The 24,500-nt window shown below is 73.0% G+C and carries 18 protein-coding genes; 10 read left to right on the top strand and 8 right to left on the bottom strand.

The annotated features are described in order from the left end of the window. The first annotated feature begins 3 nt into the window (after positions 1 to 3). A complete protein-coding gene (locus tag ACRAS8_RS13095) occupies positions 4 to 252 on the top strand; it encodes a hypothetical protein (RefSeq protein ID WP_438486102.1) in 249 nt (82 codons plus the stop codon). A gap of 244 nt (positions 253 to 496) precedes the next feature. Here ACRAS8_RS13095 and ACRAS8_RS13090 read toward each other — a convergent pair whose 3' ends face one another. Continuing rightward, entirely contained in the window at positions 497 to 3,778 is a 3,282-nt protein-coding gene (locus tag ACRAS8_RS13090) for a tetratricopeptide repeat protein (RefSeq protein WP_438486101.1), read from the bottom strand. 216 nt (positions 3,779 to 3,994) lie between these two features. Between ACRAS8_RS13090 and ACRAS8_RS13085 the strand changes: the two genes are divergently transcribed. From ACRAS8_RS13085 to ACRAS8_RS13075, 3 genes are all read left to right on the top strand, one after another. Further along, entirely contained in the window at positions 3,995 to 6,043 is a 2,049-nt protein-coding gene (locus ACRAS8_RS13085; RefSeq protein WP_438486100.1) for a thioredoxin domain-containing protein, read from the top strand. A 152-nt stretch (positions 6,044 to 6,195) separates the two neighbouring features. Continuing rightward, positions 6,196 to 7,200, top strand: coding sequence for an MDR family NADP-dependent oxidoreductase (locus ACRAS8_RS13080; RefSeq protein ID WP_438486099.1), 1,005 nt, complete (start codon positions 6,196 to 6,198; stop codon positions 7,198 to 7,200). An 83-nt stretch (positions 7,201 to 7,283) separates the two neighbouring features. Further along, positions 7,284 to 8,648 carry an amidase gene (locus ACRAS8_RS13075; protein WP_438486098.1) on the top strand — a complete coding sequence of 455 codons (1,365 nt, stop codon included), beginning with the start codon at positions 7,284 to 7,286 and terminating at the stop codon, positions 8,646 to 8,648. A 168-nt stretch (positions 8,649 to 8,816) separates the two neighbouring features. On the opposite strand, the gene ACRAS8_RS13070 is transcribed toward ACRAS8_RS13075, so the two are convergent. Together ACRAS8_RS13070 and trhA are read right to left on the bottom strand one after the other, a co-directional pair. Continuing rightward, positions 8,817 to 9,443 (bottom strand): TetR/AcrR family transcriptional regulator, encoded by a 627-nt coding sequence (locus ACRAS8_RS13070; RefSeq protein ID WP_438486097.1) that lies wholly within the window; start codon positions 9,441 to 9,443, stop codon positions 8,817 to 8,819. Positions 9,444 to 9,797: 354 nt separating this feature from the next. Then, complete coding sequence (trhA, locus tag ACRAS8_RS13065; RefSeq protein ID WP_438486096.1) at positions 9,798 to 10,538, bottom strand: PAQR family membrane homeostasis protein TrhA; 741 nt, start codon at positions 10,536 to 10,538, stop codon at positions 9,798 to 9,800. A 239-nt stretch (positions 10,539 to 10,777) separates the two neighbouring features. Between trhA and ACRAS8_RS13060 the strand changes: the two genes are divergently transcribed. Next, a complete protein-coding gene (locus tag ACRAS8_RS13060) occupies positions 10,778 to 12,613 on the top strand; it encodes a phosphoenolpyruvate carboxykinase (GTP) (RefSeq protein WP_438486095.1) in 1,836 nt (611 codons plus the stop codon). Between the two features lie 334 nt (positions 12,614 to 12,947). Here the strand turns inward: ACRAS8_RS13060 and ACRAS8_RS13055 are convergent, their stop codons facing one another. The 4 genes from ACRAS8_RS13055 to ACRAS8_RS13040 form a co-directional block, all read right to left on the bottom strand. Then, positions 12,948 to 13,367, bottom strand: a complete 420-nt coding sequence (locus ACRAS8_RS13055) for an SCO4983 family protein (protein WP_438486094.1) — start codon at positions 13,365 to 13,367, stop codon at positions 12,948 to 12,950. Positions 13,368 to 13,451: 84 nt separating this feature from the next. Further along, positions 13,452 to 14,663, bottom strand: coding sequence for a pyridoxal phosphate-dependent aminotransferase (locus tag ACRAS8_RS13050; RefSeq protein WP_438486093.1), 1,212 nt, complete (start codon positions 14,661 to 14,663; stop codon positions 13,452 to 13,454). Between the two features lie 141 nt (positions 14,664 to 14,804). Next, positions 14,805 to 16,430 (bottom strand): N-acyl-D-amino-acid deacylase family protein, encoded by a 1,626-nt coding sequence (locus ACRAS8_RS13045; protein WP_438486092.1) that lies wholly within the window; start codon positions 16,428 to 16,430, stop codon positions 14,805 to 14,807. Positions 16,431 to 16,565: 135 nt separating this feature from the next. After that, positions 16,566 to 17,855: an amino acid deaminase gene (locus ACRAS8_RS13040; RefSeq protein WP_438486091.1), complete on the bottom strand. Its 1,290-nt coding sequence runs from the start codon at positions 17,853 to 17,855 to the stop codon at positions 16,566 to 16,568. Between the two features lie 299 nt (positions 17,856 to 18,154). On the opposite strand from ACRAS8_RS13040, the gene ACRAS8_RS13035 reads away from it, so the two are divergent. From ACRAS8_RS13035 to ACRAS8_RS13015, 5 genes are all read left to right on the top strand, one after another. Continuing rightward, on the top strand, positions 18,155 to 19,450 hold the full coding sequence (locus tag ACRAS8_RS13035; RefSeq protein ID WP_438486090.1) for a sugar kinase: 1,296 nt from the start codon (positions 18,155 to 18,157) through the stop codon (positions 19,448 to 19,450). Then, positions 19,447 to 20,214, top strand: a complete 768-nt coding sequence (locus ACRAS8_RS13030; RefSeq protein ID WP_438486089.1) for an IclR family transcriptional regulator — start codon at positions 19,447 to 19,449, stop codon at positions 20,212 to 20,214. The genes ACRAS8_RS13035 and ACRAS8_RS13030 overlap by 4 nt, the downstream gene beginning before the upstream one ends. Positions 20,215 to 20,234: 20 nt before the next feature. Next, positions 20,235 to 20,645, top strand: coding sequence for a RidA family protein (locus ACRAS8_RS13025; RefSeq protein ID WP_438486088.1), 411 nt, complete (start codon positions 20,235 to 20,237; stop codon positions 20,643 to 20,645). A 139-nt stretch (positions 20,646 to 20,784) separates the two neighbouring features. Then, positions 20,785 to 22,296: a GntP family permease gene (locus tag ACRAS8_RS13020; RefSeq protein ID WP_438486087.1), complete on the top strand. Its 1,512-nt coding sequence runs from the start codon at positions 20,785 to 20,787 to the stop codon at positions 22,294 to 22,296. A gap of 194 nt (positions 22,297 to 22,490) precedes the next feature. Then, positions 22,491 to 23,372 carry a S1 family peptidase gene (locus tag ACRAS8_RS13015; RefSeq protein WP_438486086.1) on the top strand — a complete coding sequence of 294 codons (882 nt, stop codon included), beginning with the start codon at positions 22,491 to 22,493 and terminating at the stop codon, positions 23,370 to 23,372. Between the two features lie 123 nt (positions 23,373 to 23,495). Here the strand turns inward: ACRAS8_RS13015 and ACRAS8_RS13010 are convergent, their stop codons facing one another. Beyond that, positions 23,496 to 24,500: a chitinase gene (locus ACRAS8_RS13010; RefSeq protein WP_438490456.1), complete on the bottom strand. Its 1,005-nt coding sequence runs from the start codon at positions 24,498 to 24,500 to the stop codon at positions 23,496 to 23,498.

The following is a 24,500-nucleotide window of genomic DNA, read 5'->3' as shown; positions in this document are numbered from 1 at the left end:
CCCATGATGAGCGCGACCAGCACCCTCGCCCTGACGCACTTCGTCACCCTTGCCGACAGCTTCGACAAGGACAAGGTGACCCCCGGCGTCCTCGGCTTCATCGTCTTCGCGGTCATCGGCGGTGCCGTGTGGCTGCTGATGAAGTCCATGAACAAGCACATGCGCAAGGTGGACTTCGAGGAGACCCCGGAGGACGGCAAGGCGGACACCACCGCCCCGGCCGCCGCGGCCCCCAAGCCGAAGACCAGCTGACGGCCCGGCGCCGGGCCGGCGGGCTCGGGGCGCGGGCGTGCGGACCGGGTGGCGGTCAGTGCGCCGGCCGTTCGGCAGCGGCCGGCGGACCGGCCCGGCGGCTCGCCGATCCGAGCGGTCGGCGGGCCGTACCGGCGGGCCGGCGACCCCGCATGCAGGGGCCCCGGACGCCGGGGACCCTGCATGCCGACGGGCCCGCGCGCGCCGTCGTTACTCCGCGGCCGCCGTCACCGCGCCCCCGCCGTTACTCCGCCGCCGCGCGTGCCGCGGCTATCGCCATGATCTCCCTGGCCTGGCGGTCCGGCACCATGCCGAGCCGCCAGCCCTGCCACCCCGTCTCCGGCTCGATCCCGCGCTCCAGCAGCAGCGCGAAGGTCTGCGCGGACTCCGCCAGCTTGGCGTCCCGGCCGTCGTGCCGCTCCCGCACCAGCTGCGCCAGCTCCTCCTGGGCCACCGCCGTGCCGATCACCGAACCGCCCGGTGAGGCGAACGGCAGCAGCGTGCACCGCAGGAACCGCGCCCAGTCCTCACCGCGCCGGTCGCCGTACCCGGCGAAGAGCTCCGCGGCCTCGTCGGCCAGCGCCAGCGCCTGGGCGGCCCGGCCGTTTCCGGCGTCGACGACCACCAGCTCCAGCACGGACCACGCCTCGCCGTGCGCCACCCCGATCCGCTGGAAGTCCTTCCGGGCGTCCTGGAGCAGCTGCCGGGCGAAGCCGCTGTTGCGCAGCGAACCGGTCTGCTCGGCCCGCAGATCCCGGGTCACCCGGCCCGCGTGGTGCCGGGCGCAGGCCAGGCCGTAGGCGTCCTGCATGCGGCTGAACATATTGCGCGCACGCTCCAGCTGGCGGAGCGCCGCATCACGCTCGCCGCGCTCCTCCAGCGCCTGGCCCAGGTGGTACATCGTCCACGCCTCGCCGCGGGCGTCCTCGTGCTGGCGGTGCAGCGGCAGCGCCCGGTGCAGCTGGTCGGCGGCCGCGCCGGGATCGCCGGCCACCAGGCGGGCCCGCGCCAGCTGGGTCATCGCCCAGGCCGTGCCGCGGTCGTCGTGCGTACGGCCGTACAGCTCCAGTGCGGACGTCAGCGCCTCCTCGGCGCGCGGGACGTCGCCCTGCCGCAGATGGACCTGGCCGCGCTGGAAGTGCGCCCACGCCTGGCCGTGCAGGCTCTCGCTCTCCTCATGGAGCGCCAGCGACTCCCGGAGCATCTCCAGGGCCTCGGGGAGCCGGCCCCGGTCGCGCTCCACCGCGGCCAGCGCGTGCAGCGTCCAGGCGCGGTCGCCGCGCATCTCCGGGCCGGCCTGGAGATCCAGCGCCTCCCGCAGCTTGGCCGCGGCCTCGGTGAGGCTGCCCTGCTGCTGGAGGGTGATGCCCAGATCGCGCAGCGCTCGGGCCGCGCCCACCGGGTGCTGTGCCTCGAAGTAGAGGTCGACCACCGAGGACAGCGTCGTCCGGGCGCGGTCCAGCTCGCCCAGCTGGCGGGCCGCGACGCCGGTCCGCCACTGCACCGAGCGCACCAGCAGCCCCTGGCCCGCCGCCTGCGTCAGCTCGCTCAGCTCGCCCAGGCGGTAGAGGTCGCCGCGCAGCAGGCAGTAGTCGCACAGCGCGCCCAGCAGATGCGAGACGGCGTCCTGATCCACCTCTTGGTCGGCGTGGCGCAAGGCGGCGGTGATGAAGCTGGTCTCGTCGTCCAGCCACTGGAGGGCCGCGTCCAGGGACGGGAAGCCGTGCGGGCCGAAGCGGTCGGCGCGGGTGGAGGTGTTGCCGTCGACCAGCCGGATCACCGCGTCGGCCAGCTCCGCATAGCCGCGGATCAGCCGCTCCTGGGCGGCGGCGCGCTCGGCGGGCTCCTCCTCGTCCGTCAGCCGGGCGTGCGCGAAGCGGTGCACCAGAGGGTGCAGGCGATAGCGGGCGGCGCGGACGTGCTCCAGCAGGCCGGCCCCGGCCAGCTCCGTCAGCCGGCGCTGCGCCTCCGCGTCGGGGACGCCCAGCAGCGCGGCCGCGGCGGCCACGCCCAGGCTCGCCCGCCCCACCAGGGCCAGCCGGCGCAGCAACTGCCGGGCCTGCGGCGGCTGGTCGGCGTAGCGCAGCGCCAGTACCCGCTCCACGGGCCCCGCGGCGTCGGCCGCCGCCAGCTCGCGGGCCAGCGCGGCGGGGGAGCGGGCGCCCAGCGAGGAGCCGACCGCGCGCAGCGCCAGCGGCAGGCCGGCGCACAGCTCGGAGATCCGGTCGAGCGCCTGGGCGTCGTACGGACCCGTGTCGTCCGCCGCCTCCGGCCCGGAGGGGGCCGCCGACCGCAGCAGCTCCTCGACGCCCGCCGCGTCCAGCGCGGCCACCGGGAGGTGGTGCACCCGCGCCGCCAGGTCCGCGGGGAGCTCCAGCGGTGTACGGGAGGTGACCAGGACCAGGCTGTCGGAGCGCTCCGGCACCAGGGCCCGCACCTGCTCGGCGTCCGAGGCGTCGTCCAGCAGCACCACCACCGGGAGCCCGGTCAGCTGCTGGTGGTAGATCTCGGTGAGCCGGCGGACGTGCTGCTCCTGGGAGGGGCGCTCGCGGAAGAGCAGCTGCTCGCGCGGCGCGCCCAGGCGGTTGAGCAGGTGCAGCAGCGCGTCCCGGGTCGGCAGCGGCACCTCGCCCGGGGTGTCGCCGCGCAGATCCACCAGGCACGCGCCGCGGAACTGATCGCGCAGCTGGTGTGCCGCCCGCACCGCCAGCGCCGTCCGCCCCGAGCCCGGCTCGCCGTGCAGCACCACCACCGTCGGCCGGGTCTCCGTGCTCGCCCGGCCGGCCTGCACCCACTGGGCGATCCGCGCCAGCTCCGCCCGACGTCCGGCGAACGGGCCGTCCACCTGCGGGAGTTGGGCGAACGAACGCTCCAGGACCGACCGCCGGCGGGCCGCCGCGCTGCGGTCCGCGCCGCGCAGCTGCGGCCCCCGGGAGCCCTTCCCCGCCGCCTGGGCCGTGGACGGGCCGCCGCCCCGGGCCGTCGCGGTCAGCATCCGCTGCTGGTCCAGGAACGGCCGGACGCCGCGCACCTCCAGCGCCGTCAGCCACTGGAGCCGCAGCTGCTCCGGGCCGCCGGGCTGGCCCCGCATCCCGGCCTGGCGGTGCGCCGCGGGGAGGTGGCCGGCGGTCAGCTTCACGACCGTGGCCGCCGCGCCCGCCACCAGGGCCGCCAAGCCCGCACCGAGCGCCGGCCCGCCGCCCGTTCCGTACGCCAGGTCCACCCCCAGGGCCGCCGCCGCGGCCACCGCGGACGCCACCACGGGGGTGGCCAGTTCCCTGCGCGACAGTCGCTGCGCCAGCGGCCGCCGGCCGGCCGCCGCCTCGTCCAGCGCGCGCACATACGCCCCGTACTCCTCCGCGGCCGCGGCGGCCAGCTCCTCCAGGGCCGCCCGGGCCCTGCCCAGCAGCGCCGGCCCGTCGAGCCGGCCGCCCGAGCGGCGCACCTCCTCCTCGACCGTCCGCACCAGCAGCGCGTCCGCGTCCTTGCGGTGGCCGTCGCGCAGCCCCGCCACTTCGCCCGGCATCGCCTTCCCCCTCCAGCAGTCGCCAGCAGTCCTGGCGGTCCAGCAGTCGCCGGCGGCTCACCGGAACCCGCCCGCGCCGGCCCGTGCCGCCGCGGCCCGCCCCGGCGTGATCACCGCCGTACCGACAGTCTTCCGCGCCCGGGCCGATTCCGGCAGGGCTGTGGATAACCGCCGCCTCTCCCGGCACCCGCGGCCCCATTGGGAGAGGATGGCCTCATGCCGAACCGCCTGGCTCATGAGACTTCCCCGTATCTGCTCCAGCACGCCGACAACCCCGTCGACTGGTGGCCGTGGTCCGCCGAGGCGTTCGAGGAGGCCCGCCGCCGCGGCGTGCCGGTACTGCTCAGCGTCGGCTACAGCTCATGCCACTGGTGCCATGTGATGGCGCACGAGAGCTTCGAGGATCCGCAGCTCGCGGCGGTGCTCAACGAGCACTTCGTGGCCGTCAAGGTCGACCGCGAGGAGCGGCCGGACGTGGACGCCGTCTACATGGAGGCGGTGCAGGCCGCCACCGGGCAGGGCGGCTGGCCGATGACCGTCTTCCTCACGCCCGACGCCGAACCCTTCTACTTCGGCACGTACTTCCCGCCCGCGCCGCGTCACGGCATGCCGTCCTTCGGGCAGGTCCTCGAAGGGGTCCGCAGCGCCTGGGCCGACCGGCGCGACGAGGTCGGCGAGGTCGCCGGCCGGATCGTCGCCGACCTCGCGGGCCGCTCGCTGGCCGAGTCGCTGGCCAAGGGTGACCAGCGGCCGCCGCGCCCCGAGGAGCTGGCCGGTGCCCTGATGGGGCTGACCCGCGACTTCGACGCGGTGCACGGCGGGTTCGGCGGCGCCCCGAAGTTCCCGCCGGCCATGGTGCTGGAGTTCCTGCTGCGCCACCACGCCCGGACGGGCTCCGCCGGCGCCCTGGAAATGGTCGAGGCGACCTGCGCGGCGATGGCCCGTGGCGGGATCTACGACCAGCTCGGCGGCGGTTTCGCCCGTTATTCCGTCGATCGGGAATGGGTCGTTCCGCACTTCGAGAAGATGCTCTACGACAACGCCCTGCTGTGCCGCGTCTATGCCCACCTGTGGCGCGCCACCGGCTCCGACCTGGCCCGCCGGATCGCCCTGGAGACCGCCGACTTCATGGTCCGCGAACTCCGCACCGCGCAGGGCGGTTTCGCCTCCGCGCTGGACGCCGACAGCGACGACGGGACGGGCCGGCACGCCGAGGGCGCGTACTACGTATGGACGCCGGAGCAGCTGCGCGCCGTCCTGGGGGAGCGGGACGGGGAGTTCGCCGCCATGTACTTCGGCGTTACCGAGGAGGGCACCTTCGAGGAGGGCGCCTCCGTCCTCCAACTTCCCGACACGGGTGGCCTGGCGGACGCCGCGCGGGTGGCGTCGGTCAAGGAACGGCTGCTCGCGGCGCGCGCCGAGCGCCCCCGTCCGGGGCGCGACGACAAGATCGTCGCCTCCTGGAACGGGCTGGCCGTCGCCGCGCTCGCCGAGACCGGCGCCTACTTCGACCGCCCCGACCTGGTCCAGGCCGCCACCGACGCCGCCGACCTGCTCATCCGCGTCCACATGGACTGGCAGGCCCGGCTGCACCGCACCTCCCGGGACGGCACACCCGGCACCAACTCCGGTGTCCTGGACGACTACGCCAACGTCGCCGAGGGCCTGCTGGCGCTGGCCTCGGTCACCGGGGAAGGGGTCTGGGTGGAGTTCGCGGGCTTCCTCCTGGACACCGTCCTGGTGCAGTTCACCGCCCCGGACGGCACGCTCTACGACACCGCCGCCGACGCCGAGCGGCTGATCCGCCGCCCTCAGGACCCGACCGACAACGCCACGCCCTCCGGATGGACCGCCGCGGCCGGGGCGCTGCTCTCGTATGCGGCGCTGACCGGCAGCTCCCTCCACCGGGACGCCGCGGAGCGCGCCCTGGGCGTCGTCACCGCTCTCGGCGGGCGGGCGCCGCGCTTCATCGGCTGGGGGCTGGCGGTCGCCGAGGCCGCGCTGGACGGGCCGCGCGAGGTCGCGGTGGTCGGCCCGCCGGACGACCCGGCCACCCGCGCGCTGCACCGCGCCGCGCTGCTGGGCACCGCCCCCGGGACGGTGGTGGCACTGGGCGCCCCCGGGGAGGACGACGCCGTCGAGGTGCCGCTGCTCATGGCGCGCCCTCTGGTCGACGGCCGGCCCGCCGCCTACGTCTGCCGCCACTTCGCCTGCGAACGGCCGACGACGGACCCGGAGGAGCTGGCGGAGCGGCTGCGCTCCTGAGGACGGCGGCGGGGCCGGCGCTCCGGTGGCCCGGCCCTCCGGCGGGCCGGCTCTTCAGTGGGCCACTTCCTCGGTGGGCCGGCCCCGCCCGAAGTCCTAGGACCAGCGACCGGGTTGAACGTGACATGCGCGTCAGGTTCTAGCCTCAGGGCATGACGAACCGCACGCACCGTGAAGTACGCCTGGCCGCACGCCCCACCGGCCCGGTCACCGATGACCTCTTCGACATCGTGGAGGCCCCCGTTCCGGAGCCGGCCGAGGGCCAGGTCCTGGTACGCAACTCCCTGATGTCCGTCGCCGCCGTGATGCGCACCCTGATGGACGAGCACACCGCCGTCCCCATGCCGTCCTTCGTGGTCGGCGAGGTGCTGGACGGCCCCGCGATCGGCGAGGTGGTCGCCGCCCCGGGGACCGACCTCAAGGCCGGCGACCTCGTGCAGCACCGCCTCGGCTGGCGCGAGTACGCCCTGGCGGACGCCGCGGCGGTCCGGCGCCTCGACCCCGGTCTGCTGCCCGACCCGGCCGCCTACCTCTCGCAGGGCCCCACCGCCCTGATGGGCATCGACCGCGGCGCCGAAGTGCGGCCCGGCGACACGGTGTTCGTCACCGGTGCGGCGGGCGGCGTCGGCCTGATGGCCGGCCAGCTCGCCAGGCTGCGCGGCGCCGCCCGGGTCATCGGCAGCACCGGCTCCCCTGAGAAGGCCGAGCGGCTCCGCACGGAGTTCGGCTACGACGCGGTGGTCGTCCGCGGTGCCGGACCCATCGAGGAGCAGCTGCGGGCGGCCGCCCCCGAGGGCATCGACGTGCTCTTCGACAACGTGGGCGGCGAGCAGCTCCAGGCCGCGCTCGCGGTCGCCAAGCGAGGCGCCCGGCTCGCCCTCGTGGGGGCGCTGGCCACCCAGCTCTCCGACGGGGCGACGACCACCACGCCCATCGACACCCTGTCGCTGGTCTCCCGGGGCATCACCATGCGCGGCGTCGCCCTCCACGACCACCGGGACCTGGTCCCCCAGTGGCACGAGCTGTTCGCCCAGGGGCTGCGCGAGGGCACCCTCACCTTCCCGCACGCCCGGCTTCACGGTATCGATCAGGCCCCGCGGGCATTCCAGGAGCTGATCGCGGGACGCCATATGGGCTCTGTCATCGTGGAGTTGTAGGACGCGGCAAGCACGCGCAAGGGGGGCGGCGGGGCGTGGCAAGGGAAGTGCCGGGCCCCCGATCCCGTGGGTAGCCTGCACGGGTGACCACGTTGCTCGGGAGCCGTTCTCTCGTCCAGGAGGCCGCGGCGCTGCGGTCCGGTGCGGACGAACCCCTCGACGCGGTGCGCCGCACCTGCGACCGCATCGACGCGGTGGACCCCGTCATCGAGGCGTTCGTGCCCGAACCGGGGCGCCGCGAGCGGCTGCTGGCGGCGGCCCGGGAGCTGGCCGCGGCCGGCCCGCCGGGCCCCGCCGGGCGCCCCGCCCTCTATGGCGTACCGGTCGGCATCAAGGACATCGTGCACGTCGACGGACTGCCCACCCGGGCGGGTTCGGCGCTGCCGCCCGGGGAACTCACCGGTCCGCAGGCCGCCGTCGTGGACCGTTTGCGAGCCGCGGGCGCGCTGATCGCGGGCAAGACCGTCACCGCGGAGTTCGCGGTGAGCGCGCCGGGGCCGACCCGCAATCCGCACAACCCGGCGCATACGCCCGGTGGTTCAAGCAGCGGTTCGGCGGCCGCGGTGGCCGCCGGCATGGTCCCGCTGGCCATCGGGACGCAGACCGTCGGCTCGGTGATCCGGCCCGCCGCCTACTGCGGAGTGGTCGGTTTCAAGCCGACCTACGGGCGCATCCCGCTCGACGGCGTGATCCCCAACGCGCTCAGCTTCGACACCCTCGGGTGCTACGCGACTGAGGTGGCGGGGATCGCGCTGGCCGCGCCGGTGCTCTGCGACGGGTGGCGGACCGCGGACGGCGACGGCCCCGGAGGCGCGGCCGGGCCGGGGCGGGCACCGGTGCTGGGCGTGCCGGCCGGCCCCTATCTGGAGCGCGCCGGAGACGAGGCGCTGCGGGTCTTCGCCGCCCAGCGGGACGCCCTGACGGCGGCCGGCTACGAGGTCCGCGAGGTGTCCGTGATGGCCGACTTCGAGGAGATCGTCGAGCAGCTCCTCACCATGAACCGCTACGAGGTCGCCCGCGCTCACGCCTCGTGGTTCGCCCGCCACGAGGCCCTCTACCGGGAGCAGACCACGGCGGCCATCAAGGAGGGCCAGGCGATCGGGGACGCTGCCTACGAGGCCGCCCGGAGGCGCCGCGCCGCCTTCCGCGAGCGGCTCGCGGCGGCCGGGGCGGCGGCCGGTGTCGACCTGTGGATCGCCCCGGCGGCCACCGGGCCGGCGCCCGCCGACCTCACCACCACGGGCACCTCGATCATGTGCCTGCCGTGGAGCAATGCCGGACTGCCGTCGCTGAGCCTGCCCGCCGGCCGGGCCGCCGACGGGCTGCCGCTGGGGCTCCAGTTGGTGGGCCGCTCCGGCGCGGACGAGGAACTGCTGTCCTGGGCAGTCGGCGTCGAACGCGTACTGGGCGCGACGACCGGGGCCCACGTGCCGGGACAACGCATCTAGCGCGACGCCGTCGGGCCAGGGGGAGTGCGACGCGGAGGGTGTCCGGCAGCCGGCCCAACTCGACGGCCGTATCGCGCGGTTGCTCAGGTGCAGGTGCAGGTGTGACTGGCCGCGTGTCTGGGGGAGCATGGCGGCCGGCCGGGCGGCCCGGCATGGGGGACCGCTTGTTCACAGGGTGAGGCCGGCGGCCAGGACGTCCATCGAGCGGTGGATCAGGTCCTCGGGGCCGGCAGCCCGGGAGTCCTCGGCCCAGCGCAGCAGGGCCTCCTGGAGGGCGGCCAGGGCCGCCGCGCTGGCGACCCGGATCTCCAGGTCGTCGGCCGGGCGGCCGGTGCGTTCGGCCAGCGCGGTGCTGACGGTGTCGATGTGCCGGGCGGTGATCTCGGCGGTGCGGCCGCGGACCGCGGGCACGTCGCGGATCAGCCGGATGCGCTGGACGAGTTCGCCGCGGTCGGCCGCGCTGATGCCGCGCATGATCCCGACCGTGACGTGCCGCAGCGTCTCGGTTATCGGCTCGCCGGCCGGCCGGTCGCGGATGCCGCGCTCCAGCAGGGCGTCGTAGTCGTCGGTGAGGACGATGTCCTCCTTGGCGGGGAAGTAGCGGAAGACCGTGCTGGGGGAGACCTCCGCGGCCGCGGCGATCCGGTCGACGGGGGTCGCGTCGTAACCCCGCTCGGCGAAGAGCCGGAAGGCGGCCCGGCGGATCGCCTGCCGGGTCTGGAGCTTCTTCCGCTCGCGCAGTCCGGGCTTCGGGTTGCCGGGCGGCGCCGCGGCGGTGGTGTGTGCGGAGGCCATGCGGCTCATTGTCCCCACCCGCCGTGCGGCGGGCGCGCGGTGCTTTGACAGAGCTCTGATTGTCAGTGGGGTGTGTCACGCTGTGGCGTGGGAATGGTCACTGTAAGTGAGTTCGAAAGGGGGTTCGTGATGCGACCCGTGGTTCATGGATACGCCGCTCTTGCCGCGGTGCTGTGCGTCGCCGGCTTCATGCTGGGCGGCGGCATGCTGGTGACGGCCCTGGTGGTGGCGGGGCTGGCGCTCCTGACGTGGCGTGTGGCCGCTGCCTCGCGGCCGCGGGCGGGGTGGCGCGGGGTGGCGGCCGGGAGACCGGGCCGCCACCCCGCGGTGCCGTTCGCGCAGGTCCGGCCCGCCTCAGGAATGCGTATACGCCACGAGCGAGATGCCGACGTAGTGCACGACGAACGCCGCGAGCGTGAAGGAGTGGAAGACTTCATGGAAGCCGAACCACCGCGGTGACGGGTTGGGGCGCTTGATGCCGTAGATCACGCCGCCCGCGCTGTAGAGCAGCCCGCCGACGATCACGAGGACGAGCACGGCGATGCCGCCGGTGCGCAGGAAGTCGGGCAGGAAGAAGACGGCGGCCCAGCCCATCGCGATATAGCAGGGGGTGTAGAGCCAGCGTGGGGCGCCGACCCAGAAGACCCGGAAGGCGATGCCTGCCAGGGCGGCCGCCCAGACGGCCCAGAGCAGCACCTGCCCATGGGTGCCCGGCACCAGGAGCAGCGTCAGCGGGGTGTAGGTGCCGGCGATGATCAGGAAGATGTTGGCGTGGTCGAGCCGGCGCAGGACTCCGCCGATCCGCGGGCTCCAATTGCCGCGGTGGTACAGGGCGCTGACGCCGAACAGCAGGCAGGCGCTGACGGTGTAGATCGCGCAGGCCAGGCGGCCGCGGGGGCTGTCGGCGAGTGCGGTCAGCACGATGCCGGAGAGCAGGACGGCGGGGAACATTCCGGCGTGCAGCCAGCCGCGCAGCTTCGGCTTGAGCGGTGCGGCTGCGGCGGCGATCGCGGCGACCGGGGACCCGGAACCGGAATCGGTCCTGGACGGCGCGGCAGGGGGGCGGCTCTCGGCGGCGTCAGGCGCGGAAGTCATGGCGCAATGCTACCTACGCAACCGTAAGTTACGGATTCGACCGGAAGTGGTGACGGTCACCACTGCGCCCCCTGGACAGATCCGAATCGGGGTCGGATGATCAAATGAGTGCGGTCGGCACCGGATGAGCGGTCACGAAGCGTCCGGGTCGCAGCCCCCAAGGGGCATAAAGGCAAAAGAAGCGGTTTTCTGGCTTTGTAGGCCGGAAGCCGACCAAAACCCCTCATATAGGAGCGATCGTGGCGCGCGACAACGCGGCTCCCACCCCGACCCGGCACCAGGCCCTGCTCGACTGGGTCGAAGAGATAGCGGCGATCACCCAGCCCGACCGGGTCGTCTGGTGCGACGGCTCGGAGGCGGAGTACGAGCGGCTGTGCGAAGAGCTCGTCGAGAAGGGCACCTTCAAGAAGCTCGACCCGATCAAGCGCCCGCACTCGTACTACGCCGCGTCCGACCCGAGGGACGTGGCACGTGTCGAGGACCGCACCTTCATCTGCTCCGAGAGGGAAGAGGACGCCGGCCCGACCAACCACTGGAAGGCGCCCGCCGAGATGCGGGAGATCTTCACGGGCGAGCAGGGGATCTTCCGCGGCGCGATGAAGGGCCGGACGATGTACGTCGTCCCGTTCTGCATGGGGCCGCTGGGCTCCCCGCTCTCCGCGATCGGTGTGGAGATCACCGACTCCGCCTATGTCGCCGTGTCGATGCGCACCATGACGCGGATGGGCCGGCCGGTCCTCGACGAGCTCGGCGAGAACGGCTTCTTCGTCAAGGCCGTGCACACCCTCGGTGCCCCGCTCGCCGAGGGCGAGCAGGACGTCCCGTGGCCGTGCAACTCCACCAAGTACATCTCGCACTTCCCCGAGTCCCGCGAGATCTGGTCGTACGGCTCCGGCTACGGCGGCAACGCCCTGCTCGGCAAGAAGTGCTACGCGCTGCGGATCGCCTCCGTCATGGCCCGTGACGAGGGCTGGCTGGCCGAGCACATGCTCGTCCTCAAGCTGACCCCGCCGCAGGGCGAGGCCAAGTACGTCGCCGCGGCGTTCCCGAGCGCCTGCGGGAAGACCAACCTCGCCATGCTGGAGCCGACGATCCCGGGCTGGACGGTCGAGACCATCGGCGACGACATCGCCTGGATGCGCTTCGGCGAGGACGGCCGGCTCTACGCGATCAACCCCGAGGCCGGCTTCTTCGGCGTCGCCCCCGGCACCGGCGAGCACACCAACGCCAATGCCATGAAGACCCTTTGGGGCAACTCCGTCTTCACCAATGTCGCCCTCACCGACGACGGCGACGTGTGGTGGGAGGGCATGACGGAGGAGACCCCGGCCCACCTGACGGACTGGCGGGGCAACGACTGGACGCCCGAGTCGGCCCGGGCGGAAGGCGGATACGTTCCGGCCGCGCACCCCAACGCCCGCTTCACGGTGCCGGCCGCCCAGTGCCCGACCATCGCGCCCGAGTGGGAGGACCCCAAGGGCGTGCCGATCTCGGCCATCCTCTTCGGCGGCCGCCGGGCCAGCGCGGTGCCGCTGGTGACCGAGTCACTGAGCTGGCAGCACGGTGTCTTCCTCGGTGCCAACGTGGCGTCCGAGAAGACCGCCGCGGCCGAGGGCAAGGTCGGCGAGCTGCGCCGCGACCCGTTCGCCATGCTGCCGTTCTGCGGCTACAACATGGGCGACTACATGGCGCACTGGATCAAGGTCGGGGCCGACAAGGACCAGGCCAAGCTGCCGAAGATCTACTACGTCAACTGGTTCCGCAAGGACGACACGGGCCGCTTCGTGTGGCCGGGCTTCGGCGAGAACAGCCGGGTGCTCAAGTGGATCGTCGAGCGGCTGGAGGGCACGGCCGAGGGCGTCGAGACGCCGATCGGCGTGCTGCCCACCAAGGGCGCGCTGGACACCAAGGGCCTCGAACTCTCCGATGCGGACCTGGAGTTCCTGCTCACCGTCGACAAGGAAGTCTGGCGCGAGGAGGCGGCGCTGGTGCCCGAGCACCTGAGCACCTTCGGTGAGCACACGCCGAAGGAACTGTGGGATGAGTATCGGGCGTTGGTGCGGAGGCTCGGCTGAGGGCTCGGCCCACGTTGTCGGCTTTCCCGCCGTAGGGGTTCGCCGCTTGCTTTTGCGCCTGCGGCGGGGCCGCTGCGCTTGGCTGGCCTCTCGTGCTTTCGGCTTTCCCGCCGTGGGTGATTTTGCGCCTGCGGCGCGGTTCCGCTGCGCGGGGCTGTTCGGCTGCGGTGCCGGGCCTCCGGGGCAGGGGGTGTGTCCGGACTGCTGTCGCTTTACGTCCGGACACACCCCCTGCCCCTCCGACCCGTCCCCTCCCGTGGGTGGTCATGGAGACGGTGGGTGGGGGCTGGGGTGAGTGGTCCGGTGCGGGGCCGTGGGTGTTTTCGGGGGGCGGTCAGGCGGTGGCGAGGTCTTGGCCGCTGGGGGCGTGGGTGGCCAGTAGTTCCTCGGCCAGTGCGATGGTGGCGGCGTCGTCGCGGGAGGTGGCTACGGCCAGGGCGTTGCCGGTCAGGGTGCGGGCGCGCTGGCGGAGGGTCGGGATTCGGCGCCGGTCGCCGGTGCCGGTGGGCTCGGCGCGCAGCGGGCGGTGGCCGCTCAGCCGGGTGACCTCGGCGGCGATGCGGTCGGCCGCCGAGGCCAGGGCGGCGCGTTCGGTGGCGCAGTCGGTCAGCGCGTGCAGCTCATCGGTGACGGTGAGCAGGGCGGTCAGCTGCCCGGCGAGCCGGATGGCCAGCTCCTCGTCGCGGGAGCGGTGCGGGATCCCCGGGGCGACGGCCATGGTGTGGACCGACTTGGTGCGGATCGGTTCGTACATGGGATGGCCTCCTGAAAAAGTCCAGGAGGCCATCCTAGCTTAGACTCTGTCTAAAGTTGAGGGCTGTATAGAATTCGCTCTGCTTCAGTACTGTCCGTAGCCGTCGAGGAAGGCGCCGATTCGGGTGACGGCGTCGGTCAGATCGTCCTTGTTGGGCAGCGTGACCAGGCGGAAGTGGTCCGGCTCGGGCCAGTTGAAGCCGGTGCCGTGGACGATCATGATCTTCTCGGCGCGCAGCAGGTCCAGCACCATCTGCCGGTCGTCCTTGATCTTGTAGACCTTGGGGTCCAGCCGCGGGAAGGCGTAGAGCGCGCCCTTGGGCTTGACGCAGCTGACGCCCGGTATCCGGGTCAGCAGCTCGTAGGCGGCGTCGCGCTGCTCCAGCAGGCGGCCGCCGGGCAGCACCAGGTCGTTGATCGACTGCCGGCCACCGAGGGCGGTGGCGACCGCGTGCTGCACGGGCATGTTGGCGCACAGCCGCATGTTCGCCAGGATCGTCAGGCCCTCGATGTACGAGGAGGCGTGCGCCTTCGGGCCGCAGACCGCCAGCCAGCCGCTGCGGTAGCCGGCGACGCGGTACGCCTTGGACAGGCCGTTGAAGGTCAGCGTCAGCAGGTCCGGGGCGAGTGAGGCGAACGGGGTGTGGGTGACGCCGTCGTAGAGGATCTTGTCGTAGATCTCGTCGGCGCAGACGATGAGGTTGTGCCGGCGGGCGAGCTCGGCGATCTGGCGCAGCAGCTCGTCGTCGTAGACCGCGCCGGTGGGGTTGTTGGGGTTGATGACGACGATGGCCTTGGTGCGGTCGGTGACCTTGCGCTCGATGTCGGCGAGGTCGGGCATCCAGTCGGCCTGCTCGTCGCAGCGGTAGTGCACGGCGGTGCCGCCGGAGAGCGAGACCGAGGCCGTCCACAGCGGGTAGTCCGGGGCCGGGACCAGGACCTCGTCGCCGTCGTCGAGCAGTGCCTGCATCGACATCTGGATCAGCTCGGAGACGCCGTTGCCCAGATAGACGTCGTCGACGGAGATTTCCACGCCCTTGGTCTGGTAGTGCTGCACCACCGCGCGGCGGGCCGAGAGCAGGCCCTTGGCGTCGCCGTAGCCGTGCGCGGTGCCGACCGAGCGGAGGATGTCCTCCAGGATCTCGGGCGGACAGTCGAAGCCGAACGCGGCCGGATTGCCGGTGTTCAGTTTGAGGATGCGGTGACCCGCCGCCTCCAGCCGCATGGCCTCCTCAAGGACCGGGCCGCGGATTTCGTAGCAGACGTTGGCGAGCTTCGTTGACTGGATCACCTGCATGACGGCCACTCTACGGGGGCGTGGGGGAGGCCGCCGGGTGGTTTTCACCACGCGGGTGGGGCGGGGAGCGGAATCGCTCACCCGGTGTGACGGGTGGGGCGGGTGCTGATTTCGTGGTGGCGGGTTTGGAGAGGCGGGGTGCTAGCGGTGCCGGGCCTGGCTGCGGCGGAGGGCGCGGCCTGCCAGGACGTCGGTGCGGTGGCCGTCCTCGATGACGAAGCGGCCGTCGATCAGGACGTGGGGGATGCCGACGGGCGGGGTGCGTGGGGCGTCGAAGGTGGCGCCCGCGGCGACCGTCTCCGGGTCGAAGAGGACCAGGTCGGCCCGGTACCCCTCGCGGACCAGGCCGCGGTCGGGCAGCCGGAGCCGGGCGGCGGGCCGGGAGGTGAGGTGGGCGACGGTCTCCTCCAGGGAGAGGACGCCGAGGTCGCGGGCGTAGTGGCCGAGGTAGTGCGGAAACGTCCCGTAGGCGCGCGGGTGCGGCTTGGTGCCCTGGAGGATGCCGTCGCTGCCGCCGGTGTGTACGGGGTGCCGCATGATGGCGCGGACGTTCTCCTCGTGGCCGACGTGGTGGAGGATCGTGGAGCCGAGGCGGTCCTCGATCAGCAGGCGGCGGGCGGTGGCCCAGGGTGGCTCGCGGCGCAGGGCGGCGGACCGGGCGATGGTCCGGCCGACGCAGGAGGCGAGCGCGGGGTCGGTCACCCCGGAGATCTCGATGGTGTCCCAGTCGACCGGTACGCCGTGGCAGCCGTCCGAGCCGGTCTCCTCCACGTCGCGGCGGATCCGCTCGGCGGTCTCCTCGTCCCGGAGCCGGACGAGGGTCGCCTGCGGGCCGCCCTCGTTGGCCCAGCTGGGCAGCATCGCGACGAGGGTGGTGCAGCCCGGGGTGTAGGGGTAGGTGTCGAGGGTGATGTCGGCGCCCTCGGCCAGGGCCGTGTCCAAGAGGGCGAGCAGATCGGTGGCCTTCCCCTTGTTCACGCCGAAGTTCATCGTGGCGTGGGCCAGGTGCAGGGCGCAGCCCGCGTCCCGGGTGAGCGTGACCATCTCCTCGTAGGCGGCCGTCGCCCCGGCGCCGTAACTGCGGTGGTGGGGGCAGTAGTAGCCGTCGTAGGCGGCCACGACCCGGCACAGTTCGGTGAGTTCGGCGTCCGTGGCGTACATGCCGGGGGTGTAGGTCAGGCCGGAGGACATGCCGAAGGCGCCCTGGGCCAGGCCCTCGGCCACGAGCCGCTTCATCGTGTCGAGTTCGGAGGGGGAGGGGGCGCGGTCGTCCCAGCCGACGGCGTACATGCGCACCGTTCCCTGGGGGACGAGGTAGGCGGCGTTGACGGCGATGCCGCGGCCGCCGTGCGCGCCGTCCAGGGCGTCGAGGTAGCCGCCGACCGTGCGCCAGGAGAAGTCGATGTCCGCGCCGTCGCCGTTCCAGCCGGTGATGGTCCGGCGCACCTGGGCGAGCGTGCGGTCGTCGACCGGGGCGTAGGACAGGCCGTCCTGACCCAGGACTTCGAGGGTGACGCCCTGGGCGGCCTTCGCGGTGTGCTCGGGGTCGCGCAGCAGCGCCAGATCGCTGTGCGCGTGCATGTCGATGAAACCGGGGGCGAGGGCGAGGCCGGCGGCGTCCACGGTGCGGGCGGCGGACGGGCGGGGGCCGCCGTCCGTCTCCCGGTGGATCGTGGCGATCCGGCCGCCGGCCAGTGCGACGTCCGCGCGGTAGGCGGACCCGCCGGACCCGTCGAGGACGCGGGCGTCGCGGAGCACGGTGTCCATGCGCGGGCTGCCTTTCTCCGGGCCGGGTCGGGGACGGGGCTCGGGGTCCGGGTCAGGGTGCGATCAGGGAGGTGTCGGGGGTGGTCCGGGGCGGGTGGCGCACCCCCGCGGGTATCAGAAGAACATGCGGATGAATCAGAAGAACGTGCGGATGAAATCGACGACCGTCCCGTCCTCCTCGACCAGCGGGATCAGCTGCCACTTGTCGAAGGAGGTGCACGGGTGCGACAGACCCAGACCGACCCAGTCGCCGACCTCCAGGTCCCCGGCGTGCTCGGTGCGGACCCAGGCGTGCTGGTCGGACAGGCCGGTGACGGTGAGGCCGGCCGCCGGGCGCTCGGTGCCGTCCCGGCCGGAGCGCACGACCTGCGCCTGCGGCAGGTGGAGGTCGTACGCCGCGTCCCGCTTGCCGGCGTTGAGGAACGCCTGCTCGGGGGTGGGCCGGGAGATGACCTGCGCCCAGAGCCGGAAGGAAGGCCGCAGCGCCCCCTCCTCGGGGACGCGGTTGAAGGGAGTGAGGTGACGGTAGTGCCCGTCGTCATGCGAGACGTAGGCGCCCGAGCGCAGCAGTTTGAGGACCGGTGCGGAGAGCTCGGGAAGCTCCGCGAAGACCTCGGCGACCGCGTCGAACCACGCGCTGCCGCCGGCGCTGACGATGATCTCGTCGAGGTCGGTGAAGCGCCCGGAGGCGTCGAGGTCGGCGGCGAGCGCGACCAGCCGGCGCAGCCAGGCGGTGACGCGCCCGTGGTCGGCGTCCGGCACCTCGCCCTCGTAGCCGGCGACGCCGACGAGGCGGAGGGTGTCCACGCCCGCGATGGCGTCGGCGAGTTCGTGGCACTCGTCCTCGCTGCGGACACCGGTCCGGGCGCCCTCGCCGGCCCCGAGTTCGATGACGACGTCCACGGGGCGGACGGCCTCGGCGGCGCGCAGCGCCTCGTCCATCAGCGCGATACCGCGGAGGGAGTCGACGTAGCAGACGAAGCGGAAGTCCGGGTCGGCGGCGAGTTCGCCGGCGAGCCAGCGCAGCGCGGCGGCGTCGACGACCTCGTTGGCCAGGAAGATCCGCTGGATGCCGAAGTCGCGGTAGACGCGCGCCTGGTGGGGGACGGCGGCGGTGATCCCCCAGGCGCCGTGCGCCAGTTGGCGGGCGAAGAGCTGCGGGGCCATGCAGGTCTTGCCGTGCGGGGCGAAGGCCAGGCCGTGCCGGGCGGTGTAGGTCTCCAGGAGGGCGAGGTTGTGCTCGACCGACTCGGCGGAGAGGGCCAGGACGGGCGTGGTGAAGCCGTCCGTGAAGAGGTTGCGGCGCTCGGCGGCCAGCTCCCCGACGGTGCGTCCGGCGGCGTCCGGCGGGAGCGCCTTGAAGCGGTGATCGACCTTGTCGTCCGCGAGGTTTCCGAGTTCCCGCGCGAGCCGCTCGCCGGCCATGCCGCCTCCTCAAAGACCACGTTGCACTCTCTGCAACGCCCATTGCGCATATCGATATCCGCTGTCTAACATCCGGGCCATCGCCCGGTCAATGGTGGGAAAACCCCGGGGCGGGGCGGGTCGTGGGAACGCGCAACCGCGGGGGGACGGGGCAGCCGGTGCCGCACCGGAGGGTGGACGGTCCCCTCGCGCGGTACGGATGCCCACCTTCCCCGAACTCCCCGATGGGCACGAGGAACTCTCCGACGGGGCCCGAGCAGGAACCCAGGCGTCGGCACAGCGAAGGAGCGCAACCGATCGTGACCAGGTCCGCGAATGTCGGTGACACCCCCGTCCCGGTGGCCGGCGCCGCCCCGGACGTCGATGTCGTCTGCCTCGGCGAGTCCATGGTCACCTTCCTGCCCACCGCCCCCGGCCCGCTCGCCGACGTCCCCGCCTTCGAACGGGCCATCGGCGGCGCCGAGTCCAACGTCGCCTGCGCCCTCGCCCGGGCCGGCCACCGTGCCCGCTGGATCTCCCGGGTCGGTGCCGACGGCTTCGGCGACCACCTCGTCCGGGAGATCGCCGGCCACGGCGTCGACACCCGCGCGGTCCGCCGCGACCCCGTCCGCCCCACCGGCATCTATTTCCGCACCGCCGGCGACCGCGCCACCGACGCCCACGAAGTCGTCTACTACCGCACCGGCTCGGCCGCCTCCGCGATGGCCCCGGCCACCATGGACGTGGCCGCCCTCCGTTCCGGCCGGGTGCTCCATCTCTCCGGGATCACCGCCGCGCTCTCCGCCGACTGCCTCGACCTGCTGCGCGCCCTGATGTCCCTCCCGCCCCCACCGCTTCCCGCCGACAGTTCCCGCCCGTCGCCCGGCGGCGCCGCCCCGGACGGTCCCCGGCGCCCGTTGCTCTCCTTCGACGTCAACTACCGGCCGCGGCTGTGGTCCGGCCCCCAGGGGCCGCGGGTCCTCCTCGACCTCGCCCGTGCCGCCGACGTGGTCTTCGTCGGCGCGGACGAGGCCCGGGCCGCCTGGGGACTGCCCGACCCCCGGGCCGTCCGCGCCGCGCTGCCCGAGCCGGAGACCCTGGTCGTCAAGCTCGGCCGGGCCGGCGCCCTCGTCTTCCGGCACGCCCCCGGTGCCCCCGGCCACGACGACGCCCCCGCCGGCACCCTCGTCCCCGCCCCCACCGTCGACGTGGTCGCCGCGGTCGGCGCCGGCGACGCCTTCGCCGCCGGCTTCCTCTCCGCCGCCCTGCGCGGACTGCCGTTGCGCACCCGGGTCCGGCACGGCCACCTGTGGGCCGCCGCCGCCCTCACCGTCCCCGGCGACCTCGCCCCGCCCCCCTCCCGGCTCCTGGCCGACCGCCTGGCCGCGCTCGACGATGACGCCTGGAGGACACTGCACCTCGGCCCCGGCTGGACCGACGCCATGGAGGCCACGGACCGGGAGGCGCACACAGTGAACGAGCACTCAGTGAACGGGCACCCAGTGAACGACCACTCAGTGAACGACCACTCAGTGAACGAGCGCGGCGAGCGAACCGTCCGGGGGCGTACCCCGGGCGAGGTCCCGGCCGGCGGCGGAAGCGAGGCCCGCCCATGAGCCAGACCGTCGACCGCGCGCTGAGCATCCTGCCGCTGCTCGCCGAGGGCCCCGCCGACCTGGGACGGGTCGCCGACCGGCTCGGCGTGCACAAGTCCACCGCGCTGCGCCTGCTGCGCACCCTGCACGCACACGGCCTCGTCTACCGCCAGCCCGACCAGCGCTACCGCCTCGGCGCCCGGCTCTTCGGCCTCGCCCAGGAGGCCGCCGAGCATCTCGACGTCCGCGAGATCGCCCACCCCCACCTCGTCGAACTCAACGAGAAATGCGGCCACACCGTCCACCTCGCCGTCCACGAGGAGGACGAGGTCCTCTACATCGACAAGGTGGACAGCCGCTATCCGGTCCGGATGTACTCCCGGATCGGCAAACCCGTCGCGATCACCGTCGCCGCGGTCGCCAAACTGCTCCTGGCCGACCTGCTCGAAGCCGAGCGCCGCGCCCTCGCCGCCCGGCTCGACTACCCCCGCTACACGCCCCGTTCGACGCCCGACGCCGCGGCCTTCCTGGCCGAGCTGGCCAAGGTGCGCGAACAGGGCTGGGCCACCGACCTCGGTGGCCACGAGGAGTCCATCAACTGCGTCGGCGCGCCCATCCGGGGCGCGGACGGACGGGTCGCGGCCGCCATGTCGGTCTCCGCACCCAACGTCGTGGTCAGCGCCGAGGAACTCCTCACCCTGCTCCCGCTGGTGCGCCGCACCGCCGACGCCATCAGCCGGGAGTACTCCGGCACCACCAGCCCCGGCCACGAGCCGGCCCCCTGAAGCACGTTCGAAGGACAGACATGAGCGAGAAGACCGCCCTCACCCCGGCCACCCACACCACCCCGCCCGCGAAGTTCTCGCACGGCGTCAAGAAGGGCAATATCCTCCAGGTCGCCGGCCAGGTCGGCTTCCTGCCCGCCGTCGAGGGCCAGCCCCCGACGCCGGCCGGCCCGACGCTGCGCGAGCAGACCCTGCAGACCCTCGCCAACGTCCAGGCGGTCCTGGAGGAAGGGGGCGCGAGCTGGGACGACGCCATGATGATCCGCGTCTACCTCACCGACGTGGACCACTTCGCCGAGATGAACGAGATCTACAACGCCTACTTCGAGGAGCAGGGCCTCAAGGAGGCCCCGGCCGCCCGGACCACCGTCTACGTCGGCCTGCCCAAGGGCCTGCTCATCGAGATCGACGCACTCGCCGTCCTGAGCTGAGGCACCAACTCCCCTTGTACTGCCCGCTGTTGGCGCACCACCGCGTGCACCGTCCGCCGCACGGCACGGCACCCCGTACGACCGGGGTGCCGTGCCGCGGTCCCCCCTGCCTGGACACACCCCGACAACGGAGTCACCCATGGCCCTCGCCGCCGCGACCGCTGCCCAGCCACCATCCCCCCACACCGGTGGGCTGCCGGCCCTGATACCGGGCACGCCCGGCCTGCTGACCGTGGCCGTCCTCGGTATCGCCCTGCTGCTCTTCCTGATCATGAAGGTCAGGCTGCAGCCCTTCGTCGCCCTGCTCGGCGTCTCCCTCGCGGTCGGCCTGGCCGCCGGCCTCTCCGTCACCGAACTCCTCGGCACGGTCCAGCTGCCCCCGTCGGCGCACTCCGCGCGGGCCGGCGCGGTCTCGCTGATCGAGACCGGAATGGGCGGCATTCTCGGCCATGTGGCGATCATCATCGGCCTGGGCACCATGCTCGGCGCGATCCTCGAAGTCTCCGGCGGCGCCGAGGTGTTGAGCGCCCGCCTGCTGGCCCTCTTCGGCGAGCGGCGCGCCCCGCTGGCGATGGGTCTGACCGGCCTGCTCTTCGGCATCCCGGTCTTCTTCGACGTCGGCATCTTCGTGCTGGCGCCGCTCGTCTACGCCGCCGCCCGCAAGAGCGGCAGGTCGATCGTGCTCTACGCCATGCCGCTGCTGGCCGGACTGTCCATGACGCACGCCTTCCTGCCGCCGCACCCCGGGCCGGTGGCCGCGGCCGGCCTGTTCAAGGTCGACCTGGGCTGGATCATCCTCATGGGCGTGGTGTGTGGGGTGCCCGCGGTGCTGGCGGCCTGGGCGTACGCCGCCTGGATCGGCCGGCGGCTGTTCGTGCCGGTCCCGCAGGACATGGCCGACGCCGCCGAGGAGGCCCGGGCCGCGGTCGCCGCCGAGCAGGCCGAGCAGGCCGAGAGGGGAGGGGACGGCCCGCGGGAGAAGCCGGTCGCGTTGGGCACCGTCCTCGCCGTCATCGGCACCCCGCTGGTGCTGATCCTGCTGGCGACCTTCTCCTCCATAGCCCTGGCCCCTTCCACCGGCCGCTCGGTCGTCGAGTTCCTCGGCCACCCCTTCGTCGCCCTGACGCTCGCGCTGCTGTTGGCGTACTACCTGCTGGGCGTGCGGCGCGGCTGGTCCCGCCGGTCCCTGGAGGCGGTCTCCACCGCGTCCCTCAAGCCCGTCGGCAACATCCTGCTGGTCGTCGGTGCGGGCGGGATCTTCGGCGCGGTCCTCAAGGGCAGCGGGGTGGCCACCGCGCTGTCGGACACCTTCCACCACGTCGGTCTGCCGGTGATCGTGCTGGCCTACCTGCTGTCGCTGGTGCTGCGGGTGGCCCAGGGCTCGGCGACGGTGGCGATCGTGACCACCGCCGGGATCGTGCTCCCACTGGTCGAGGCGCAGGGCCTCTCCCAGGCGCAGCTGGCGCTGGTCATCATGGCGATCTCGGCCGGCTCGATCTTCGCCTCGCACGTCAACGACGGCGGATTCTGGATGGTCGGCAAGTACTTCGGGATCTCCGAGCGCGACACGCTGAAGACCTGGACGGTCCTGGAGTCGGTCCTCTCCCTCGCCGGCTTCGCGACGGCGGCGGTGGTGAGCCTGATCGTCTAGGGAAGCGCGGGGCGTTGCCCGCTGACATCGCGGGGAGTCTCCCCGGTGGAGCGGTGAAGGTGTCAACTCGTCACCGATTTCCGGAATTTCATTGCCGTGGGGCCGGTACCGGCGAACAATGCGCGTGACAAAAACGGAGTGGCGCGGAACTGACACCGCGCCACTTCGCACACAGAGCTGAGAGGATCCCCCACATGTATCGACCTCTCGTCGGCACCCTGGCCACCGCCGTACTGGGCGCCGCCGCCCTGGTGACGGCCGCCGCGCCCGCGGGCGCCGCCCCGGCCGGTGCCGCCGCGCACCACAAGCCGAAGCCGCCGCGGACCAAGGCCGTCGACTTCGCGGGCACGGTGGCGCTGGACGACTGCTCCGGTTCGATCGTCAAGATGCCCACCTCGCAGCCGGACGACCCGGCGCTGGTGATGACCAACGGTCACTGTCTGGAAAGCGGGATGCCCGGCGCGGGCGAGGTCATAGTCGACCAGCCCTCCAGCCGCAGCTTCACCGTCCTGGACAAGTCGGCCGGCGACCTGGGCACGCTGACGGCCACCAAGGTCGCCTACGCGACGATGACCGACACCGACGTGACGTTCTACGAGACCGACTCCACCTACGCCCAGATCCAGCAGAAGTACGGGATCAAGCCGCTGGAGCTGTCCACGGACCACCCCGCCAAGGGCGCCGGGATCACCGTCGTCTCCGGTTACTGGAAGAAGACCTACACCTGCAACATCGACGGGTTCGTGCCCACCCTCAAGGAGGGCGACTGGACCTGGAAGGACTCGGTCCGCTACACCCCCCAGTGCAAGACGATCGGCGGCACCTCCGGCTCGCCGGTGATCGACAACAGCACCGGCAAGGTCACCGCGATCAACAACACGGGCAACGAGAACGGTGAGCGCTGCACCGTCAACAACCCGTGCGAGGTGGACGCGAACGGCAACGTCACCGTCCACAAGGGCACCAACTACGCCGAGGAGATCTACACCATCCCCAAGTGCTTCGGCACCGGCAACAAGCTCGACCTGAACGCCGCGGGCTGCACCCTCCCCAAGCCCTCCGGCATCCGCCGCTGACCCGAAGCGGCTGACCGCGAGCCGCCGGCCGCCGACGCGGCCGGGTGCGACCAGGTCCCGTGCACCGCGTGCACGGGACCTGGCCTTCGGGGGTGGCGTCCCGGGCGTCTCGGGGGATGCCGGCTACGGCAGTTGGTGGACGTGCCCGCCGACCTGGCTCGCGAAGCCGCCGCCGTTCGCGGCGTCCCAGTTCGTCGACCAGGTCATCGCGCCCCGCAGCCCCGGATACGTCCGGGACGGCTTGAACGAGCCGCAGTTCCGGCCCGCGGTCAGACAGTCCAGCGCGGCGTTGACCACGTCGGGGGAGACATAGCCGCCGCCCGCCGCGCGGGGCGAGGCAGGTACGCCGAGGCCGACCTGCGACGGGGCCAGCCCGCCTTCGAGCTGGGTGCAAGCCAGCGCGGTGAGGAAGTCCACCGTGCCCTGGGCGTAGACCTTGCCGTCGCAGCCGTTCATCGCGCCGCTGTTGTAGAACTGCGTGTTGACGACGGTCAGGAAGTCCTTGATGGCCAGCGCCGTCTTGAAGTACTCGTTCTGCGGCGACAGCATGTCGATGGTCTGCGGGGCCATGGTCACCACGACGTCCGGGTGCTTGGCGTGCACGGCCTTCAACGCCTGCGTCATATAGGTAGAGTTGAGGCCGTTCTCCAGGTCGATGTCGACGCCGTCGAAGCCGTACTCGTCCATCAGGCCGTTGACCGAGTCGGCGAAGTTCCGCGCCGAGGCGTCGTCGCTGACGGACACCGCGCCCTTCTCGCCGCCGACCGAGAGCACCACCGACTTCCCGGCCGCCTGCTTGGCCTTGATGTCCGCCTTGAAGTCGGCCGCCGAGCCGTAGCCGATGGCCGGGTCGAGGGTGAAGGTGACGCCGCCCGGCTGCCCGGTCGTGTCGGCGAAGGCCACCGCGATGATGTCGTAGGCGTCGTCGACGTCCTTCAGCTTCTGGACCTTGGCGCCGTTGTCGAAGTTCTGCCAGTAACCCGTCAGGGCGTGCTTCGGGACGGCCGCGGCACGGGCCGCGGGGGCGGGGCGATGCGCCGTCGGGCCGGTGGCCCCGGCGGTGCCGGCGGGACCGGCGGCGACCAGGCCGCCCGATGCCAGCGCGGCGGCGGCAAGCCCGGCCAGCAG

It is taken from the genome of Streptomyces sp. S186, from assembly GCF_051603415.1.
In the GTDB taxonomy this organism is placed as follows: Bacteria; Actinomycetota; Actinomycetes; order Streptomycetales; family Streptomycetaceae; genus Streptomyces.
Note: the sequence above shows the minus strand (reverse complement) of the source record. Positions and strands in the feature narration are given on the sequence as shown.

Excerpts from the sequence above, each read along its gene's own strand:
- ACRAS8_RS13095 (WP_438486102.1), top strand. The coding sequence starts at position 4 with ATGATGAGCGCGACCAGCACCCTCGCCCTGACGCACTTCGTCACCCTT.
- ACRAS8_RS13090 (WP_438486101.1), bottom strand. The coding sequence starts at position 3,778 with ATGCCGGGCGAAGTGGCGGGGCTGCGCGACGGCCACCGCAAGGACGCG.
- ACRAS8_RS13085 (WP_438486100.1), top strand. The coding sequence starts at position 3,995 with ATGCCGAACCGCCTGGCTCATGAGACTTCCCCGTATCTGCTCCAGCAC.
- ACRAS8_RS13080 (WP_438486099.1), top strand. The coding sequence starts at position 6,196 with ATGACGAACCGCACGCACCGTGAAGTACGCCTGGCCGCACGCCCCACC.
- ACRAS8_RS13070 (WP_438486097.1), bottom strand. The coding sequence starts at position 9,443 with ATGGCCTCCGCACACACCACCGCCGCGGCGCCGCCCGGCAACCCGAAG.
- trhA (WP_438486096.1), bottom strand. The coding sequence starts at position 10,538 with ATGACTTCCGCGCCTGACGCCGCCGAGAGCCGCCCCCCTGCCGCGCCG.
- ACRAS8_RS13055 (WP_438486094.1), bottom strand. The coding sequence starts at position 13,367 with ATGTACGAACCGATCCGCACCAAGTCGGTCCACACCATGGCCGTCGCC.
- ACRAS8_RS13050 (WP_438486093.1), bottom strand. The coding sequence starts at position 14,663 with ATGCAGGTGATCCAGTCAACGAAGCTCGCCAACGTCTGCTACGAAATC.
- ACRAS8_RS13045 (WP_438486092.1), bottom strand. The coding sequence starts at position 16,430 with ATGGACACCGTGCTCCGCGACGCCCGCGTCCTCGACGGGTCCGGCGGG.
- ACRAS8_RS13040 (WP_438486091.1), bottom strand. The coding sequence starts at position 17,855 with ATGGCCGGCGAGCGGCTCGCGCGGGAACTCGGAAACCTCGCGGACGAC.
- ACRAS8_RS13030 (WP_438486089.1), top strand. The coding sequence starts at position 19,447 with ATGAGCCAGACCGTCGACCGCGCGCTGAGCATCCTGCCGCTGCTCGCC.
- ACRAS8_RS13025 (WP_438486088.1), top strand. The coding sequence starts at position 20,235 with ATGAGCGAGAAGACCGCCCTCACCCCGGCCACCCACACCACCCCGCCC.
- ACRAS8_RS13020 (WP_438486087.1), top strand. The coding sequence starts at position 20,785 with ATGGCCCTCGCCGCCGCGACCGCTGCCCAGCCACCATCCCCCCACACC.
- ACRAS8_RS13015 (WP_438486086.1), top strand. The coding sequence starts at position 22,491 with ATGTATCGACCTCTCGTCGGCACCCTGGCCACCGCCGTACTGGGCGCC.